Consider the following 16,589-nt stretch of genomic DNA (forward strand, 5'->3'; position numbering starts at 1 on the left):
ACTATATTTTAATACTATAAGAAATATACAACTATTATCTAAATCAAATTTTTAATCTAATTAAATTTTTAACTTTGTCGATATTCAATATGACTTATATTTTAAACAAAGGTGAATATTTTCTAATATTATGTCTAGTAAGAAATTTAAATTAAAAGAAGAAAAAGCAGTATTTGCTGATATTAAATCTGCAATATCCATAGCAATATTTGACAATGAAATCAATAATTATGACGGCAGTGTTGATACAGATGTGAGAAGAGCCGTTATGTACAATAAGATAGTATTTGAAAACTTGGTGAAACGTCTGTTTTCATATCAGGCTAGCAGAGAAGATAAAAAGGATAGATTAAAAGAACTTTCAATTATAAAAATGATAAAAAATGAAAGTAACTCAATATCTAAAGAAAGGATTTACTATATAGAAAATCCTAATGAAAAAACTTTCGAATTTTTAAATGATGTTTTAGATAAAGATAAAAAAGTAAGAGGATACAGTGAGTATATACTATATTCACTATTTAATCATTATTTTGACTATATAAAAAATTGATAGTTTTAAATATTATCCTTAAAAAATTAAGAGGATCATATTATTATGAAAAAAATTCTTTCAATAATTATAATATCTATTTTTATATCATTATCATCAATGTTATTAGCGCAAAATGCTGCTCCTAATGATGAAAGAAATATTGACAGAGAATTTTATAATGCAGAAAAACTTTTCTTCCAAAAAAAATATAATTTTGCAAGAGAAGCATTTCTTTTATATTTAAAAAGAAGACCATTATCAACAAATGATATGCTTTATTATTATATAGGAGCATGCTATTTCCAAGACAAACAATATGAAAATGCTATAAATTATTATAAATTAGCATTCGATATAAATGATTCATATTCATACTGTAATAATATAGCAAACTCATACTATCAATTAAAAAACTATGAAGATGCTTTACTTTGGTATAATAGATCAATAGAACGTCTTCATTCACCATACACAACTAAATTAAATCATGAAGTATTAACTAATTATACAGTTTCACAAAATGTAGTAACAAATACAATATTTATTTTTGATGTTAATAATACTTCTTCTAATGAATCTGCAACTAATATAGCAATAGGATCAAATGATTCATTAACAAATACATTTATATCAACAAATATATCTACTGCACCTATAACTACAAATACAGTATCAACAAATTTATCATCTGATACTAATGCAATATCTGATGCCATAAATAATCAAAATATTGCAAATGAAAATATAAAAAACACATTGGACAATACATTTACAAAACTTCCATTATTCACAAATGTGGTTATAACAAATACATACACAAATAATTATGAATTTACAAATACAACAGTAATATTTGAAGCAAATGCTAATTTTAATTTAGAAGTAGTAAATCCTTCTGTTTCAGAAACTGCACTTCCTCCAGATAGTGTAACTAATGAAGCGGTAGCAGGAGATTCAAATACTGTTACAATGTCTACTAATTCAACAGTTACAGGATCTACTTATGTGATAACTGAAGAAAATCCATTCATAGTAACAAACATAGTTATAATGACTAATGTTATGGATACTAATGGAAATATGGTAGAGATAAAAACTAATATAGCTTCAGTAGATGCATATAATACTTGGGCTTTATACTATAGTGCTTATCTTAATATGGGACATACTTTCTTAGCACTTGGAGAAATAACTAATGCCGCTATATCTTATGAAATATTTTTAACCAATGTAGGCGGCGACTATTATCAGAAAGAATCTTTAGAAAGAGTTATATCTCTTATAAGAAGTAATGATACATCAATAAAATTTATGCCTTTCACTAATAATCATAGGGTAAATACAAATAATGATGGAAGTATAACTACAGAAAATATATTCCCTAATTTTGATTATGAAAGAGAAACTATATATCCTAATGGTGTAAGAATAGTTTATGAAAATGGAAAAATAGAAAAAACAAAGATGTATTCCAATAATTATGAAGTTTCAGATACTATATATCCTTATGGAAAAAGAGAAATAGAAACAGTATTTGAAAACGGAGATAAGAGATTAGAAACATATATGTCAGATAATTCAAAATCTATAAATACAAAAAATTCTGCTGGTGATACATTTGAATATACTTTATATCCTGACGGTTCATTTATAAATAGAAAAACTTTAGATAGCAATAAAGCATTCGTAGTGGAAAGGTCTGACGGCTCTATTACGACAAATTACAAAGATAATAACGGAGCATTCTTCTACACTAGAAGTTTAGACGGTACAGAGGTTAAAAGAACTGAAGATAATTTAGGCAATATAACAACTGAAACAAAGAGAGTTGACGGAGCTGTTATAGTAAAAACAGAAAATCCTGACGGAAGCTATGTAGTAGTTGCAAATTATATAGACGGAAGTATAGGAACTACAACAGTAGATACAAATGGAATAAGCAATTTAAAAATAGTTTATCCAGATGGAAGAGTCGAAGAAAGAAATTCTACAGGAGCAGGTGCAGGTACATTCTCATATAATGTTAAATCTGATGACGGAAGTATTATAACAAAAACTTATAACGAAGACGGTTCATTTACAGTAGTAACTAAAAAGGTAGATGGCACAGTAATAACTGATACAGTTTCTGAAGATACTATAAGCGAAATAAAAATGCCTGACGGTACTACTATAAAAAGAGTAATAAGACAGGACGGATCAAGAGAAACTACTACTCTTAACAGAGATTCAACCACAGTAACAGAAGTAGTAGCAGCAGATTCCAGCAGTATAACTACAACTATTAAGCCTAACGGATCAAGCATAGTAGTGGTAAAAGATATACAAGGAAACACAGAAACTACAACAACAGAAGCAGACGGAAGCACTTCAACTACAAAAACTTACACTGATGGAAGATCTACTGTTAATGAAGTGAGAGCTGATGGAGTTAGTATAGATATAGAAAATGACGGAAGAAATAAAACTACTGTAGCAAGAGATGCCGAAGGCTATGTACTAGAAATGAAACAGTACAGAAATGAAGATCCTGAAATAACTTTACTCGATTCTTTAGGAGAGCCTGTAGAAGCAGAGATTGCAAAAACAGTAATTAGAAGAATGGATTTAAATATAAGAGTTGAGGATATTGATAATCTTAAATTACCTCCGCCTCCTCCTGAACCAGAACCTGTAGAAGATACAACTGTAACTGATGATACAACAACTACTGGAGATACTACTACAGACGGTACAACTACTGGAGATACAACAGGAGATACTATTACAGACGGTACAACTACTGGAGATACAACAGGAGATACTACTACAGATGGTACAACTACTGGAGATACAACAGGAGATACTACTACAGATGGTACAACTACTGAAAATACAACAGGCGGTACTACTACATCACCTACTACAACAGAATAAAAATTAATTAATATAAAAATAAAAAAGAGCTATAAAATTATTTATAGCTCTTTTTTTATACACTGAAACGATTTCATTTTTCCAACTACTGCACAATCAACTTTTTGCCTCACATGCCACAGACACGCAGAGTGTCGGTAAAAGAACAATAAAAAAATTGACAAACTTAAATTTAGGTTATTTGTGGGGACTAGCCCCCGCTGTGCGTGCCTTCGGCAACCCCCACTTCTTTTGCGACCGAAGGGAGTCCTTCAGGGCGACCGTAGGAAGTGCCTGTGGTATTGCCACAGGCGAAGCCCGCCTACGGCGAGAAGCAAAAAGGCTACATTTTGGCTTTAATTTTATGAATTACCTTACATTTAAGATAATTTTAGTATGATTTAGTACTAATTTTATACTTGCACTTTCGCGAAGCGTGCCTGCGGCAGCAACTTTGACGCTGTCCGCCTGTGGCGTGCGGCGGGAAAAAGTTGACTAAAAAAATGACAAACTTAAAAATTTTTAGTATATTCTAAATATTTTAAAATAAGCCTTTTATCTTGCCATTTTCATCTATATCAATATTGCATGCAACAGGTATTTTAGGAAGTCCCGGCATATCTATAATACCGCCAGCCATAGCAATAATGAATCCTGCTCCTGATGCAAGTTTTATTTCATCAATATTTAATGTATAGCCTTTAGGAGCATTTAGTAAAGCAGGATTATCTGATATTGATTTTTGAGTTTTTGATATACATATAGGAAGATTACCGAATCCCATATTTTCTATTTTTTTCATCATTTTTAATGCTTTATTAGAAAATTTAACTTCTCCTGCTGAATATATTTCTTTACATATAGTTTCTATTTTTTCTTTTATACTTTTTTCTAATTCATATAAAGGCTTATAATTTGATTCTTCAGAAGCTGCTTTTAAAACTTTATGAGATAAATCTATTGCACCTTCTCCGCCTTTAGCCCAAACTTCGCATAATGAAATATCTACTCCTTTACTCTCACAATGTTTTGTTATGCATTCCACTTCTTTATCAGTATCAGAAACAAATTTATTAATAGCAACTACTACAGGAACATTATATTTCTGCATATTCTCAATATGTTTATCCAAATTTTCAAAACCTTTAGTTAAAGCTTCCAAATCTTCTTTATTAATATCAGAAGCTCCGCCATGATGTTTTAATGCTCTTATAGTAGCAACTAATACGATACAATTAGGCTTTAAACCGGCAAGACGGCATTTAATATCAAGAAACTTTTCAGCTCCTAAATCAGCAGCGAAACCTGCCTCTGTAATAGTATAGTCGGATAATTTCAAAGCCATTTTTGTAGCAAGTATAGAATTACATCCATGAGCAATATTAGCGAAAGGACCTCCATGAACTATAACAGGAGTATTTTCAAGTGTCTGAACCAAATTAGGTTTTATGGCATCTTTAAGTAATGTACATGCTGCTCCTTCTACTTTTAAATCTCTCACTCTTAAAGGATTATCATTAATATCATAAGCAAATATAACATTTCCTATTTTCTCTTTTAAATCCATTAATGAATTTGATAAGCAAAGTATAGCCATAATTTCAGATGATACAGTTATTTGAAATGATGACTGCCTTACAACGCCATTCTCACTTCCTCCAAGCCCTATAACTATATCTCTTAAAGCTCTGTCATTCATATCCAAAACTCTTTTAAATACTATTTTATTAACATCTATTTTTAATTCATTTCCCTGTTTAATATGATTATCTATACAAGCGGATATTAAATTATGGGCACTGCTTATAGCATGAAAATCTCCATTAAAATGAAGATTAATATCTTCCATAGGTACAATTTGAGAATACCCTCCACCGCATGCACCTCCTTTTATACCAAATACAGGTCCAAGAGATGGCTCTCTTAAAGCAGCAACAGCATTCTCCCCTATTTTATTTAATCCTTGAGTAAGTCCTATTGTAACAGTAGATTTTCCTTCTCCAGCTGGTGTAGGAGTTATTGCAGTTACCAAAACTAATTTTCCATCTTTTTTATCTTTTAATTTATTTAATAATGATAATTCTATCTTTGCCTTATATTTTCCGTATACCTCATAATCATCATCAGTCAAATTCAATTTTTCTGCTATTTTTTCTATTCTTTCCAATTTGCACTCTTGAGCTATTTCTATATCTGTTTTCATACATACTCCAATCAAATAATTTTTATATACATTTCAAATATACTATACTTTTAAAATATTTGATAGTATATAAAATTTCATAAAATAAAAAAATATTATTGAATTTTGTAGAATTATTATTATAATCTTTAGAACGTTTAAAATATTTGTTACAAATAAAATTTATTTAAGCATTTAATTATTAATTTATAAAAAGGATAGTCAATGGATAAAGTAAATATAAGTATTATAGGTGTAGGAAGAATGGGTCAATTCCATTTAAATGTTGTAAGCCAAATAAACCAAATAAATTTATCAGGCATATACGATGCTGATGAAAATCATTTAAATGAAATATCTCAAAAACATAATATAAGAAAATTTAACAGTTTAGATGAAGCAATAGATAATGCTGATGCTGTTATAATAGCAAGCCCTACAATGTATCATTTTGAAATAGCTAAAAAAGCTGTAGAAAAAGGAAAACATGTATTAGTAGAAAAACCAATGACTGAAACTTATGCTCAGGCTTTGGAATTGGAAGAAATCGTTAAACAAAAAAATGTTATACTTCAGGTTGGTCATGTTGAAAGATTTAACGGTGCTGTTCAAGAACTTCATCATATAATAGAAAAACCTTATTTAATAGAAGCTAGAAGATTAGCTCCTTTTACTCCTCGTATTACTGATGTGGGTGTTGTATTTGATATAATGATTCATGATTTAGATATAGTAACTTCTTTAGTGAAAAAACCAATAGTAAGATTTTCAGCAAGTGGAAAAAGAATAAGAACAAATAATGAAGATATTGCAAGTGCATTATTAGAATTTGAAGATTCAACTATAGCAACAATAAGTGCAAGCAGAGTAACTCAAGAAAAAATAAGAACTTTAGCTATTAGTACAGAAGAAGCATATTTTATATTAGACTATGCTACTCAAGATATAACTATACATAGACAAGCAGCAAGTCAAAGTAATATAAAAACTTCAGTAGGTATTAATTATAAACAAGAATCTATAATAGAAAGAGTATTTATACATAGAGATAATCCTCTAAAATTAGAAGATGAACATTTCGCTAATTGCATATTAGGAAAAGATAAAAGATTCGTATCTATAGAAGATGATGTTAACACAATAAAATTAACTGAAGCCATCTTAAAAGAAATTAAAAAAACTTGGTAATAATTTTACTGCACATAACAAATATTGCCTAGTAATTATATAAAAAATTAATTATATAATTACTAGGCAATTATAATAATTTAGGAGAAAGCAATTTAAAAATAATATCTTCCGCCAACACTCATTCTTCCAAATCCGGCTTTATTAATTTTTTCAGGATATCCAAGTTCTTTACCTTCAGGAACAAGATGAAGTCCTCCTCCAAACTCCAATACTATTGCCACATGTTCGCTTACATTAATATTAAAACCGGCTCCTCCCCCAACCTCCCAATAGTATGGAGAAGCAAATAAAAATTTTCCGCTTTTATCAGGATCAAAAGATAAAAATCCAAAACTAAAAAAAGCAAATCCATATCTTGATATACCTATCTCACCTGTATATTCATCATTATTTCCAAAAGTGAATTTCTGCATAAGTCCTAGCTGATACATTTGAGGACTGTCATCATATATTTTTGAACCTGTTACAGCAGTATAACTTTTTATTTGAAAATTATTATATTTAATTATCTTAAAACCAAATTCTATATTAACAGTTGTCTTGATAGAATCCGCACTGCTGAATAATCCTATAGAAAAAAATCTATTATCCAATACAGACTGAAAACCTTTTTTTTCATTATCTTCTTTATTTTCCTCTGCATGTACTATAGTAAATAAATTAAAAAATAAAATATTCACCATAAAAATATATCTTAGTATTTTCATCATATCTCCCACTATCAAACAAAGGGAAATATCAATAATGCAAAAAATGTTATTATTTATTATTTTGTTACAAATAATTATTTATTGCTTTCTTCTAATTCTGCTGTTTCCTCACCTTCTTTTATAGTTCTTATTTGAGTAAAGAAATATACATACTTAGCAATAAAAAGTATTACAAGAACAATTCTAGCATGCAAATTATTCACAAAAATAAATGTAACTATAAGCATAGCACTTACAGGTAAAAGTATAGTGAGTTTAGCTTTTAAAGTCATAGCCCTTGATTTAACAAAACTTTCTAAATATTTTTTATATAGTTTTGTAGACATAAACCAATCATGAAATCTTTTAGAGCCTTTAGCAAAAAAGAAAGAAGCAAGCAAAAGAAAAGGTGTTGTTGGAAGTATAGGCACAACTATTCCAACAGCACCTATACCTACAAAAATAAAACCTAAACATATAAATAATATTCTCATATAGCACCTTCAATACTTTTTAATATTTTTCTTCATATTGCATACAAACATAACAAAAACATGTTTCAAAGCAATTACAGGACTATAAAAAATCATTCTCTTTCCAGAAAAAATCATTATATTTTTTATTTTCTCTCTCATCTCTTTTTTATAACAATGAGAAGAGCATGCACTGCAAAATGTTTTTGTAGAAATGAATCTGCATTTTGAAGTTCTTTCGCAAGCATAATTATAAACTTCTTCACATTCTTTGCAAATATTTTTACTTCCAAATGTTTTATTATAATTCTTATGATACTCTTTATGATTATGTCTGCAATAAAGTTTAATCATATAGAGCAGCATATTTTTTTCATAATCTATTTTTCTTTTTATTTTTAAACTATTATTTTGTTCATATCTTTCAATAACTTTCATATTAGTAGTTTTCATATTGGGCATCTTATATTCTAAGACACCCAATAAATATATTTTCCCAAAGATCAATAAATCAATAATTTAGCAAATTAAAATTTCCAAGTGATACCAGTACTTCCATTGAAAGCCAAACCTCCCTGCTTGCTGTCTCCTATACTGTCAATAGTGGTAGCACTTCCTATTTGAGCCTCAAAATACCATTCTAAATTAGGTTTAGGAGTGATATATAATTCTCCATATACCAAATATCCAACTGAATAAAATAAAGGCGGTATTCTTACAGGCTTGGCACTGCTGGCATAAGCATTGATTCCACCTGTAATCATAGAGAATGATAAAGCAGGCTCTAAATATAATGTAATAAACTCACTTTCAGCAGTAAAGCCAACAGGAACAGATACTCCTATAAACTGAGGTTTTGTAATATAATATTCTGTACCTCCTATTTCTATTGAAGCTCCTTCACCTGTAAACATTATATTATGAGCGGTAAAGTCATAATATGGTGCTGATGGTATAGAACCTGTACTTCCCAACTCAAAAGCACCTATAGGATTTGAAGCATCTATATTGTAAAGTCCGAATCCTGCTCCTCCTTCTTTGGAGTCCATTCCTGGAGGTGTAACTTTATATGAAGTACCTGTAAAGTCAGCTATAGAACCTTGATATAATATTCTTATTTGAGGTTCTATTAATATTGGATCTGTTGCTGCTATAAAGTAGCCTCTAACATCTATACCTATTGACTGACCTATAGTATCTTTAATAAATCCATATTTACCATTCTCTCCAACAGTTCCCATACCTGCCAAGTTACCGCCTCCTGTTAAATCTCCGCTTCTGCTTTCATTAGCTTTTAATCTATACATTCCATATTTAAGATTAACTCTTATTCTGCTGAATATATTGTTGCCTGTATAATATTCTATTCTAGTATCTGTTGAAACTGCTATATCTCCCTCATTAACATTTCCGCTTCCTACTCCTATTGTAACAGGGACATTGATTCTCAAGTTATCATTCAAAGCAGTTGCTGTTATTATAGGAGTATGTGCCTGCCAGCTTCCTGATACATATTTGAATTGATAACCCAATCCTATACCAAAACTTTCTGTTTTATATCCAAATCCTGCTATTGCTGCAGGTCTGAATGTATTTATTCCTCCTTTAGTACCGCTGTCTAAATTATCAAGCAATACTCCTGCAGTTTCTCCAGATACTCCAACCATAAATCTTAAATTTTCAGTTCCTGCCAATACTCCTAACCTATCAAGCCTTATGGTTAATTGATTTTCATCAACTAAAAAATCATTGAAATCTTCTACAACAGTATAGCTAAATGCACTATAAGCAGTTATCAATAAAGCTGCTAAAATAAAATATAAACGTTTCATATATAATCCTTTATTTTGTTTATAATTTTTTTAACAACTTTGTACTTTTATTAATTCAAATATATTTTTATCCTATCACTATTATTAAACTATTTTTATAACGGCTTATTTTTTGTATTATTTCTCTCTATGGCCTCCTCTAATAATTTTCCATTAGGATATATTTTTTTGCTCATTTCAATGTATTTATTATAATTTTCATTGTCTTTTATTTTAAAATAGTATTGTGATAACCAAACATAAGATAAATATTTCTGATATTTTTCTTTTGAATTATTCAATGCTGAATTAAAATATTCAAAAGCTTTCTTATTGCTTCCGCCTGCTATAGCCGGAGCATGCATATATCCAATAGCTGTACCTAAAAGAGCGAAAAAATTAGATTCATCTTTCTCTAAAATCTTTTTATATATCTCTTTGCTTTTAGAACCGAAAGAAATTTTTTCAGAAAGCCCGCTGTAATAAACTATATAGCTCATTAATTCAGATATGCTTATTAAATAATCAATATCTTCTGATTTAATATAATCTGCATTATCATTTATAGCTTCTTTCAAATAATTATATTTTTCTTTTTCATTAGTTATGCTCTTTGATGTAATAAGAACATATATATTTTTATAAGTCTTAGAAGTATTATTCTCTATTGACTTTATATTATATGAAGAAGAATAATATTCATTATAAAAATTATTTATTTCTTTAGATTCATAAGAATATATTATATTTGTTATTATAAATAAAATAATTATGTATTTCATCTACGCCTCTATATAAGTTAGCATATATATCTAATTTGTTAGTATATTCTAACATTTAAATAAAAAAATCAATACCTTAAATTTAGTTTTTATATAAATCATAAATTTCAATCTGATAATTTACTGCCATACTTAAAACCTATAAAAGCACCTCCTCCAGAGCCTCCTATTCTTGGTGTTTCTGATAAAGATCTTAAAGGAAGTCCATAGTCATGTGATAAATACAATCCTAAAACCACAGCCAAATTGTCAGTTACAAATATGGAATAATCTAAAGTCATTTTAAAATAATGCATAACAGAAGCACTATATCCATATTCCAAATCCTTTTTTCCAGCCATAGGAATTTTTATACCTCCTCCTACAGCTATAGAAAATCCCCAAACAGTAAATTTAGGCATAAATCCTATTTCAAAATTATGAATATACATAGATGTATCAATAATACTGTTATCAGTCAAAGTTTTTGACGAAGCGAAACTATCATACGTATATCCTATATCTAAGAATAATCCTGCTCCTATCCTATTATATATTTTGTGCATATATCCTACCTGAATTTCCAGTCCGCTATCTATTGATTTTTTGGATTTATAGCCTAAGGCTTTCATAGCATCATTAGGAGTTCCTATTGCTGCCCCTATTGGAACATTTAATGATATTTCAAAACTTCCTCCATAAGCAAATAAATTAAATGAATTGATTGATAGTATAGATGATAAAATAAATGATAATAATATTTTTTTACCATAAAATAATCTCCTTATATAATAAGTTAGCATATACTTACAAAATGTTAGTTTATACTAACATTTAAAATAAAAAAATACAATAGATAAAAATGAACTTATATTAATCTTAATAATAAAAAAATAAATAATTTGATAAATATTAAAAATATAAAAATAAAAAAATATATATAACACAGCTTTAATAATTGAAAAAAAACTATATTGATATATCATTACTTCAAACAAAAATTTGATTAAATAATAAATTTCATTGGAGGAAATATGGCTGTATCTAAGAAAAAAGCAGCAGTTAAATCTTCATCAAAAAAGGTTTCCAAAGCTGCTAAGAAAACAGTTGTTGACAAAAAAGCTGCATCTAAGAAAGCTGTTAATGTAAAAAAAGCTTCAAAACCTGCAGAGAAAAAAGTAGTTGCTCCTAAATATTATGTATCAGAAACTCCATTAAAAAGTGCTGATAAAGAGATATTTGCTGCAATGAAAAATGAGTATAAGAGAGAAGTTAATGGCTTTGAACTTATAGCTAGCGAAAATATAGTTTCACGTGCTGTTATGGAAGCACAAGGCTCTATATTTACAAACAAATATGCTGAAGGCTATCCGTCAAAAAGATATTACGGCGGCTGCAGTGAGGTTGATATTGTAGAAGATTTAGCAAGAGAAAGAGCTAAAAAATTATTCAAAGCTCCTTTTATAAATGTACAGCCGCATTCCGGTTCTCAAGCTAATATGGGTGTTTATATGGCAGTTCTTAAGCCAGGAGATACATGCTTAGGATTATCACTTGATTCCGGCGGACACTTAACTCATGGTAAAAATGTTAATTTCTCAGGAAAAATTTATAATTTCCAACACTATAATGTTAGTAAAGAAACTATGCAAATCGACTATGATGAGCTTAGAGATACTGCAAAAAAACTTAATCCTAAATTGATCGTTGCAGGCGGAAGTGCTTATCCTAGATTCATTGACTTCAAAAAATTCAGAGAAATAGCTGATGAAGTTGGTGCTTTATTAATGGTAGATATGGCTCATATTGCAGGACTTGTTGCTGCTGGTGTTCACCCTAGCCCAGTTCCTCATGCTCATTTCGTTACAGGTACTACTCATAAAACTTTGAGAGGTCCTAGAGGCGGATATATCATTTCTACTGAAGAAGATTTAGCTAAAAAAATAGATAAAACTATATTCCCTGGTATACAAGGTGGTCCTTTAATGCATGTTATAGCTGCTAAAGCTGTGTGTTTTAAAGAGGCTTTAGATCCTAAATTCGTTAAATATCAAGAGCAAGTTGTAAAAAATGCTGAAGCTATGGCTAATATGTTCTTAGCTAAAGGATACGAATTGATTTCTGGCGGTACTGATACTCATTTAATATTAGTTGATGTAAAAAAATCTAAAGGCATAACTGGTCAACTTGCTGAAACTATTTTAGATAAAGCACATATAACTATAAACAAAAACGGTATACCTTATGATACTGAATCTCCAATGGTTACAAGCGGAATAAGATTAGGTACTCCTGCTATAACTACAAGAGGTTTAAAAGAAAAAGATGTTATGGAATTAACTCAATATATAGATGAAGTTTTAAGTAATAGTAATGATGAAAAAATGATTAATGCTGTTGCTAAAAAAGTAGCTGCTCTATGTAAAAAATTCCCTATGTATAAATTTATAGCTGATATGTAAATTATATAATAGCATAAAAGGGAAGCTGATAATTTACCAGTTTCCCTTTTTTATTGCTTATTTTTTTAATATAATTTTTATTATAATATCAAATAATCTCTATATAATTAAATATTTCATCTATTCTATTTAAAACTATATCAGCACCATTCTCTAATAATATTTCTTTGCTGTAACTATTTGTAATTGCAGCTGTAATTATTCCTGTTTTCTTTGCTCCTATAATACCGGCAAGACTATCCTCAAATATTATAACATCTTCCTTTTTTATATTATTATCTAATTTTTTCAAAAGTTCAAAAGCATTTAAAAATAAATCAGGGGCTGGTTTAGCCTTTAATTCTCCATTATAACATGAATAATCTTTTATATATTTTGATATGCCTTTTTTATTAGACATTCTTGTAACATAATTTATATTACTATTTGATGCTATAACAATGTTAATATTTTTTAACTTTTCTAAAGTTTCCATAACACCGTCAAAAGTTTCTAAATCTGTTTCTATTATTTTATGAAAATAAACTTCAGCTTCTTTAAAGAAATTATCAGGTATATGATAGCCTTCTTTTTTCAAAATATTATCTATATCTTTAGTCTGATACCCCGCTAAAGATTTAAAATCAACCTCTTTAAGTACATTCATTTCATTTGATACATGAATCAATGCCTTAGTATATAAACTTTCGCTATCAACTAAAGTTCCGTCAAAATCAAATATTGCAGCTTTTATCTTTATATTTTTACTCATCATTTTTTCCTTAATGTTTTTAAAATATTTATTGATGCAAATATTTTATATTTTTTTCAATCAAAATCAATAGTGGTATAATGTTTGATAATAAATTATATATATGTTATAATTTAAATAAAGAGCTGATTTATGAAAAATATAGTAATCCAAATAAAAGGAGTATATTATTATGGGATTAAAATTAATTATTGCTAAGGATGCAAATGCGGTAGGAAAAAAAACAGCAGCAGAAATTATTAATTTATTAAAAGTAAAAAAAGATGCAGTTTTGGGACTTGCTACAGGAGGTACTGCTGAGGCTGTATATCCTCATTTAATAAAGGCTTATGAAAAGAAAGAAATTGATTTTAAAAATGTTAAATCTGTAAATTTAGATGAATATAAGGGATTAGATCCTAAAAATGAACAAAGTTATAGATATTTTATGAACAAAAATTTATTTGATCATGTTAATATTGATAAAAAGAATACTTTTGTTCCTAAAGGTATAGGAGAAAAAGAAAAAATATTAAAAGAATTTAATGATAAAATAAATAAGCTTCCTAGAGATATACAATTATTAGGAGTAGGCCCTAATGGACATATAGCATTTAATGAACCTGATGAGGCTTTACATGCTGATGCATTATGCGTAAAATTAGATGAAAAAACTATTAAAGCTAATGCAAGATTCTTTGCTTCAGAAAAGGAAGTTCCTAAAGAAGCATTCAGTATGGGTATGGGCGGAATATTAAAGGCTAAAAAAATAGTTATAGCTGCTATTGGTAAAGGAAAAGCTGCTGCTATGAAAGAGCTTCTTACTAATGATAAAGTTACTACTAAATGTCCTGTTACTTTCCTTAAACTTCATGATGATGTTGTTGTTGTTATAGATCAGGAATTAGCTGATGCTATAGGTTTAGAAAAGAAAAAAGGATGTAAAAAATAATAAATAATTATTAGATATATTATTAAAAATAGGGATAGTTTAATGCTATCCCTTTTTTATGCCAAAAAATTTATTTATATAATATTTCTATAGTTATTCATTTTTATTATAAAAATAGAATATACTCATTAAATAATATTTTATATAATTCTTAAAAAATGGTTATATTTATATTATAGATAAAAAATAAATATAGGATAATAAAATATGAATAAAAAGAAAGCCGTTTTAATAGTGGTTGATAGCTGCGGTGTAGGTGCTTTACCTGATGCAGCTGTTTTTGGAGATGAGGGAGTTAATACTCTTGCTCATTTGGCTAAAGCTAATGGAGGAATAAGCCTTCCTAATATGGAAAAAATAGGGCTTGGAAATATAATAGATATAGAAGGGGTTTCAAAAAATAATGATACAATAGGATATTACGGCAAAGCTATGGAAACTTCTAAGGCTAAAGACACTACTACTGGACATTGGGAAATAGCCGGATTAGTATCTGAAAAGCCATTCAATACTTACCCTAATGGATTTCCTGAAATTACTTTGAAAAAAATAGAAGAATTTTCAGGAAGAAAAGTTGTATGCAATAAGCCTTATTCAGGTACTGAAGTTATAGACGATTATGCTGATGAACAATTAAAAAATGGTTCTTTAATAGTTTATACTTCCGCAGATTCTGTTCTTCAAATAGCAGCTCATGAAGAAATAATACCTGTAGATGAGCTTTATAGTATATGCAAAAAAGCACTTGAAATATGCAATGAATATTCTCCTGTAGCAAGAGTTATAGCACGTCCTTATATAGGAACTAAAGGAAATTATAAGAGAACTGAAAGAAGACATGATTATTCAGTGCCTCCAAGTGGTGAAACTATGCTTGACAGATTAAAAAATAAAAATCTTCCTGTTGTAGGCATAGGAAAAACAAGCGATATATTTGCGGGAGTTGGAATCACAGAAAACAGACAAACTAATAAAAATAATCTTGATGGTATAGAAAAAACTATTAAGGCTATTAAGGAAATTGATGAAGGATTAATATTTACAAATTTAGTTGATTTTGATATGCTTTACGGACATAGAAGGGATCCGAAAGGATATAAAAATGCTTTAGAAGAATTCGATAAATATATTCCTGAAATGATTGAAAATTTAAATGATGATGATTTGTTCATTATAACAGCAGACCATGGATGCGATCCTACATACAAGGGAAGCGATCATACAAGAGAATATATACCTATACTTGCTTATGGAAAAAATTTGAAAAAAAATGTTAATATAGGTGTTAAAGATTCTTTTGTTTCTATAGCAGCATCAATAGAAAAACATTTACTTGGCGACACTAAACTTGAAGGTTGTTTCTTATAAAAAATATATTTACTAATAATATTTTAAGGCTGGTATATTAATTTATATCAGCCTTAATTTTTACGCACGCAAAACAAAATTATGGATATAAATAATTCTTAATAATAATTTGATCTATAATAAAAATTTCCATTAAACGTGCGTTAATGAAATTTAAAATTATAATAAAAACTTGGGTATGGGCTAAAAAACTTAATTAAAATTAACAATTTATAATATCATTAAAAAGAAGAAATGGTGGGCATTTATAAAATGATTTTTAAATTTATTACAATCCCCGCCCTTTTTCTTTATTATCATAATCAGTTATTTTCACTTTTTATTTCTATTTTATAAACACAGAAATAACATGCCCTACCCTAGATTTTTTAAATTTATTATCTATTAAGCACGCGTTTAAAATAAAAATTAGATTATAAATTATTCTATAATATAATTTCTTTATGTTTTAAAATATAATTATTGCGTGTAAATTAAATTTTTCATAATATAATACTATACAAAAAAGAGCCTAGTTCAATAAACCAGACTCTCATTTAT

At 28.4% G+C, this 16,589-nt stretch carries 14 protein-coding genes; 6 read left to right on the forward strand and 8 right to left on the reverse strand.

Going from position 1 to position 16,589, the window contains the following annotated elements:
* Window positions 1-130: 130 nt before the first annotated feature.
* Both BINT_RS11240 and BINT_RS11245 read left to right on the forward strand, forming a co-directional pair.
* Complete coding sequence (locus tag BINT_RS11240; RefSeq protein ID WP_014488699.1) at window positions 131-553, forward strand: hypothetical protein; 423 nt, start codon at window positions 131-133, stop codon at window positions 551-553.
* 45 nt (window positions 554-598) lie between these two features.
* Window positions 599-3,451: a hypothetical protein gene (locus tag BINT_RS11245; RefSeq protein ID WP_014488700.1), complete on the forward strand. Its 2,853-nt coding sequence runs from the start codon at window positions 599-601 to the stop codon at window positions 3,449-3,451.
* A 520-nt stretch (window positions 3,452-3,971) separates the two neighbouring features.
* Here the strand turns inward: BINT_RS11245 and BINT_RS11250 are convergent.
* Complete coding sequence (locus BINT_RS11250; protein ID WP_014488701.1) at window positions 3,972-5,633, reverse strand: formate--tetrahydrofolate ligase; 1,662 nt, start codon at window positions 5,631-5,633, stop codon at window positions 3,972-3,974.
* Window positions 5,634-5,837: 204 nt separating this feature from the next.
* Between BINT_RS11250 and BINT_RS11255 the strand changes: the two genes are divergently transcribed.
* Window positions 5,838-6,800, forward strand: a complete 963-nt coding sequence (locus BINT_RS11255; RefSeq protein WP_014488702.1) for a Gfo/Idh/MocA family protein — start codon at window positions 5,838-5,840, stop codon at window positions 6,798-6,800.
* Between the two features lie 95 nt (window positions 6,801-6,895).
* On the opposite strand, the gene BINT_RS11260 is transcribed toward BINT_RS11255, so the two are convergent.
* The 6 genes from BINT_RS11260 to BINT_RS11285 all read right to left on the reverse strand — a co-directional run bounded on the left by BINT_RS11260 (window position 6,896) and on the right by BINT_RS11285 (window position 11,340).
* Entirely contained in the window at window positions 6,896-7,510 is a 615-nt protein-coding gene (locus BINT_RS11260; RefSeq protein WP_041177435.1) for a hypothetical protein, read from the reverse strand.
* Window positions 7,511-7,587: 77 nt separating this feature from the next.
* Window positions 7,588-7,986 (reverse strand): YbaN family protein, encoded by a 399-nt coding sequence (locus tag BINT_RS11265; protein WP_014488704.1) that lies wholly within the window; start codon window positions 7,984-7,986, stop codon window positions 7,588-7,590.
* 9 nt (window positions 7,987-7,995) lie between these two features.
* Window positions 7,996-8,418 carry a nitrous oxide-stimulated promoter family protein gene (locus tag BINT_RS11270; protein WP_014488705.1) on the reverse strand — a complete coding sequence of 141 codons (423 nt, stop codon included), beginning with the start codon at window positions 8,416-8,418 and terminating at the stop codon, window positions 7,996-7,998.
* A gap of 74 nt (window positions 8,419-8,492) precedes the next feature.
* Window positions 8,493-9,797: a hypothetical protein gene (locus BINT_RS11275; protein WP_014488706.1), complete on the reverse strand. Its 1,305-nt coding sequence runs from the start codon at window positions 9,795-9,797 to the stop codon at window positions 8,493-8,495.
* 95 nt (window positions 9,798-9,892) lie between these two features.
* Window positions 9,893-10,558 (reverse strand): hypothetical protein, encoded by a 666-nt coding sequence (locus BINT_RS11280; protein WP_014488707.1) that lies wholly within the window; start codon window positions 10,556-10,558, stop codon window positions 9,893-9,895.
* A gap of 107 nt (window positions 10,559-10,665) precedes the next feature.
* Window positions 10,666-11,340 (reverse strand): hypothetical protein, encoded by a 675-nt coding sequence (locus BINT_RS11285; protein ID WP_014488708.1) that lies wholly within the window; start codon window positions 11,338-11,340, stop codon window positions 10,666-10,668.
* Window positions 11,341-11,571: 231 nt separating this feature from the next.
* On the opposite strand from BINT_RS11285, the gene BINT_RS11290 reads away from it, so the two are divergent.
* Window positions 11,572-12,999 carry a serine hydroxymethyltransferase gene (locus BINT_RS11290; protein ID WP_014488709.1) on the forward strand — a complete coding sequence of 476 codons (1,428 nt, stop codon included), beginning with the start codon at window positions 11,572-11,574 and terminating at the stop codon, window positions 12,997-12,999.
* A gap of 88 nt (window positions 13,000-13,087) precedes the next feature.
* Here BINT_RS11290 and BINT_RS11295 read toward each other — a convergent pair whose 3' ends face one another.
* Window positions 13,088-13,753, reverse strand: coding sequence for an HAD family hydrolase (locus BINT_RS11295; protein WP_014488710.1), 666 nt, complete (start codon window positions 13,751-13,753; stop codon window positions 13,088-13,090).
* 169 nt (window positions 13,754-13,922) lie between these two features.
* Here BINT_RS11295 and BINT_RS11300 point away from each other — a divergent pair, with 169 nt between their 5' ends.
* Window positions 13,923-14,681, forward strand: coding sequence for a glucosamine-6-phosphate deaminase (locus BINT_RS11300; RefSeq protein ID WP_014488711.1), 759 nt, complete (start codon window positions 13,923-13,925; stop codon window positions 14,679-14,681).
* A gap of 207 nt (window positions 14,682-14,888) precedes the next feature.
* Window positions 14,889-16,049 (forward strand): phosphopentomutase, encoded by a 1,161-nt coding sequence (locus tag BINT_RS11305; protein WP_014488712.1) that lies wholly within the window; start codon window positions 14,889-14,891, stop codon window positions 16,047-16,049.
* The last annotated feature ends 540 nt before the right edge of the window (window positions 16,050-16,589 follow it).

The sequence above is a fragment of the Brachyspira intermedia PWS/A genome, from assembly GCF_000223215.1.
GTDB classification, from domain to species: domain Bacteria; phylum Spirochaetota; class Brachyspiria; order Brachyspirales; family Brachyspiraceae; genus Brachyspira; species Brachyspira intermedia.

What these genes read in the sequence shown, in the direction of transcription:
- BINT_RS11240 (WP_014488699.1), top strand. Translation starts at nt 131, where the DNA reads ATGTCTAGTAAGAAATTTAAATTAAAAGAAGAAAAAGCAGTATTTGCT.
- BINT_RS11245 (WP_014488700.1), top strand. Translation starts at nt 599, where the DNA reads ATGAAAAAAATTCTTTCAATAATTATAATATCTATTTTTATATCATTA.
- BINT_RS11250 (WP_014488701.1), bottom strand. Translation starts at nt 5,633, where the DNA reads ATGAAAACAGATATAGAAATAGCTCAAGAGTGCAAATTGGAAAGAATA.
- BINT_RS11255 (WP_014488702.1), top strand. Translation starts at nt 5,838, where the DNA reads ATGGATAAAGTAAATATAAGTATTATAGGTGTAGGAAGAATGGGTCAA.
- BINT_RS11260 (WP_041177435.1), bottom strand. Translation starts at nt 7,510, where the DNA reads ATGAAAATACTAAGATATATTTTTATGGTGAATATTTTATTTTTTAAT.
- BINT_RS11265 (WP_014488704.1), bottom strand. Translation starts at nt 7,986, where the DNA reads ATGAGAATATTATTTATATGTTTAGGTTTTATTTTTGTAGGTATAGGT.
- BINT_RS11270 (WP_014488705.1), bottom strand. Translation starts at nt 8,418, where the DNA reads ATGAAAACTACTAATATGAAAGTTATTGAAAGATATGAACAAAATAAT.
- BINT_RS11275 (WP_014488706.1), bottom strand. Translation starts at nt 9,797, where the DNA reads ATGAAACGTTTATATTTTATTTTAGCAGCTTTATTGATAACTGCTTAT.
- BINT_RS11280 (WP_014488707.1), bottom strand. Translation starts at nt 10,558, where the DNA reads ATGAAATACATAATTATTTTATTTATAATAACAAATATAATATATTCT.
- BINT_RS11285 (WP_014488708.1), bottom strand. Translation starts at nt 11,340, where the DNA reads ATGCTAACTTATTATATAAGGAGATTATTTTATGGTAAAAAAATATTA.
- BINT_RS11290 (WP_014488709.1), top strand. Translation starts at nt 11,572, where the DNA reads ATGGCTGTATCTAAGAAAAAAGCAGCAGTTAAATCTTCATCAAAAAAG.
- BINT_RS11295 (WP_014488710.1), bottom strand. Translation starts at nt 13,753, where the DNA reads ATGATGAGTAAAAATATAAAGATAAAAGCTGCAATATTTGATTTTGAC.
- BINT_RS11300 (WP_014488711.1), top strand. Translation starts at nt 13,923, where the DNA reads ATGGGATTAAAATTAATTATTGCTAAGGATGCAAATGCGGTAGGAAAA.
- BINT_RS11305 (WP_014488712.1), top strand. Translation starts at nt 14,889, where the DNA reads ATGAATAAAAAGAAAGCCGTTTTAATAGTGGTTGATAGCTGCGGTGTA.